This window comes from Shouchella oshimensis, from assembly GCF_004375095.1.
GTDB classification, from domain to species: domain Bacteria; phylum Bacillota; class Bacilli; order Bacillales; family Bacillaceae_D; genus Shouchella; species Shouchella oshimensis.
Genome location: NZ_SNUX01000003.1, coordinates 1 through 2,966 on the forward strand (window position 1 = coordinate 1; position 2,966 = coordinate 2,966).

Annotated in this window: 1 rRNA gene; it reads left to right on the forward strand. The window is 53.5% G+C overall.

What is annotated here, in order from left to right:
- Positions 1 to 3 precede the first annotated feature (3 nt).
- Positions 4 to 2,940: ribosomal RNA gene (locus tag E2L03_RS10790) — 23S ribosomal RNA — on the forward strand.
- The last annotated feature ends 26 nt before the right edge of the window (positions 2,941 to 2,966 follow it).

Here is a 2,966-nt window from a genome sequence, read left to right on the forward strand (position 1 = left end):
AATGGATAAGTTAGAAAGGGCGCACGGTGAATGCCTTGGCACTAGGAGCCGATGAAGGACGCGACGAACAGCGATATGCTTCGGGGAGCTGTAAGTAAGCTTTGATCCGGAGATTTCCGAATGGGGGAACCCACCATCCGTAATGGGATGGTACTCCTGCCTGAACACATAGGGCAGGGTGAGGCAGACCCGGGGAACTGAAACATCTAAGTACCCGGAGGAAGAGAAAGCAAATGCGATTTCCTGAGTAGCGGCGAGCGAAACGGAATCAGCCCAAACCAAGAGGCTTGCCTCTTGGGGTTGTAGGACACTCTATACGGAGTTACAAAGAAACGGAGTAGGTGAATTGTCTGGAAAGACAAGCCGAAGAAGGTAACAGCCCTGTAGCTGAAACTTCGTTTCCTCCAGAGTGGATCCTGAGTACGGCGGGACACGTGAAACCCCGTCGGAATCCGGGAGGACCATCTCCCAAGGCTAAATACTCCCTAGTGACCGATAGTGAACCAGTACCGTGAGGGAAAGGTGAAAAGCACCCCGGAAGGGGAGTGAAAGAGATCCTGAAACCGTGTGCCTACAACTAGTCAGAGCCCGTTAACGGGTGATGGCGTGCCTTTTGTAGAATGAACCGGCGAGTTACGATAACGTGCAAGGTTAAGCTGATGAGGCGGAGCCGTAGCGAAAGCGAGTCTGAATAGGGCGAGTGAGTACGTTGTCGTAGACCCGAAACCGGGTGATCTACCCATGTCCAGGGTGAAGGTCGGGTAACACCGACTGGAGGCCCGAACCCACGCATGTTGAAAAATGCGGGGATGAGGTGTGGGTAGGGGTGAAATGCCAATCGAACTCGGAAATAGCTGGTTCTCCCCGAAATAGCTTTAGGGCTAGCCTCGAGTGATGAGTTTTGGAGGTAGAGCACTGATTGGACGAGGGGTCCCCACAGGATTACCGAATTCAGTCAAACTCCGAATGCCAAAAACTTTAACTCGGGAGTCAGACTGCGAGTGCTAAGATCCGTAGTCAAGAGGGAAACAGCCCAGACCATCAGCTAAGGTCCCCAAGTATACGTTAAGTGGAAAAGGATGTGGAGTTGCTTAGACAACCAGGATGTTGGCTTAGAAGCAGCCATCATTGAAAGAGTGCGTAATAGCTCACTGGTCGAGTGACTCTGCGCCGAAAATGTACCGGGGCTAAACGTATCACCGAAGCTATGGCAATCCCAGTAGGGATTGGGTAGGGGAGCGTTCCAAGGACTGTGAAGCTAGATCGTGAGGACTAGTGGAGTGCTTGGAAGTGAGAATGCCGGTATGAGTAGCGAAAAGAGGGGTGAGAATCCCCTCCGTCGAAAGCCCAAGGTTTCCTGAGGAAGGCTCGTCCGCTCAGGGTTAGTCGGGACCTAAGCCGAGGCCGAAAGGCGTAGGCGATGGACAACAGGTTGATATTCCTGTACCACCTCGTATTTGTTTGAACGATGGGGGGACGCAGAAAGGTAGGGTGAGCGCGCCGCTGGCTGTGCGCGTCGAAGCATGCAAGGCTGGAACATAGGCAAATCCGTGTTCCGTGAAGGCTGAGCTGTGACCGTGAAGGACCCAAGGGTCCGAAATCCCTGATCCTCCGCTGCCGAGAAAAGCCTCTAGTTAGAATACAGGTGCCCGTACCGCAAACCGACACAGGTAGGCGAGAAGAGAATTCTAAGACGCTCGGGAGAACTCTCGTTAAGGAACTCGGCAAAATGACCCCGTAACTTCGGGAGAAGGGGTGCTCTATTAGGGTGTTAAAGCCCGAGAGAGCCGCAGTGAATAGATCCAAGCGACTGTTTAGCAAAAACACAGGTCTCTGCGAAGCCGTAAGGCGAAGTATAGGGGCTGACACCTGCCCGGTGCTGGAAGGTTAAGAGGAGGGGTTATCCCGTAAGGGAGAAGCTCTGAATTGAAGCCCCAGTAAACGGCGGCCGTAACTATAACGGTCCTAAGGTAGCGAAATTCCTTGTCGGGTAAGTTCCGACCCGCACGAATGGTGCAACGACTTGGATACTGTCTCAACGAGAGACCCGGTGAAATTATAGTACCTGTGAAGATGCAGGTTACCCGCGACAGGACGGAAAGACCCCATGGAGCTTTACTGTAGCTTGATAGTGAGTGTTGGTACCATTTGTACAGGATAGGTAGGAGCCTTGGAAGCCGGAGCGCTAGCTTCGGTGGAGGCGTCGGTGGGATACTACCCTGATGGTGCTGACATTCTAACCTCGACCCGTGATCCGGGTCAGGGACATTGTCAGGTGGGCAGTTTGACTGGGGCGGTCGCCTCCTAAACAGTAACGGAGGCGCCCAAAGGTTCCCTCAGAATGGTTGGAAATCATTCGTAGAGTGCAAAGGCATAAGGGAGCTTGACTGCGAGACCTACAAGTCGAGCAGGGACGAAAGTCGGGCTTAGTGATCCGGCGGTGCCGTATGGAAGGGCCGTCGCTCAACGGATAAAAGCTACCCTGGGGATAACAGGCTTATCTCCCCCAAGAGTCCACATCGACGGGGAGGTTTGGCACCTCGATGTCGGCTCGTCGCATCCTGGGGCTGAAGTAGGTCCCAAGGGTTGGGCTGTTCGCCCATTAAAGCGGCACGCGAGCTGGGTTCAGAACGTCGTGAGACAGTTCGGTCCCTATCCGTCGCGGGCGTAGGAAATTTGAGAGGAGCTGTCCTTAGTACGAGAGGACCGGGATGGACATACCGCTGGTGTACCAGTTGTTCCGCCAGGAGCATCGCTGGGTAGCTACGTATGGACGGGATAAGTGCTGAAAGCATCTAAGCATGAAGCCCCCCTCAAGATGAGATTTCCCATGGCGTAAGCCAGTAAGACCCCTTAGAGATGATGAGGTTGATAGGTCAGAAGTGGAAGTGTGGCGACACATGGAGCGGACTGATACTAATCGGTCGAGGGCTTATCCTAAATTTCTTGAGTTTGAGTATGATGAT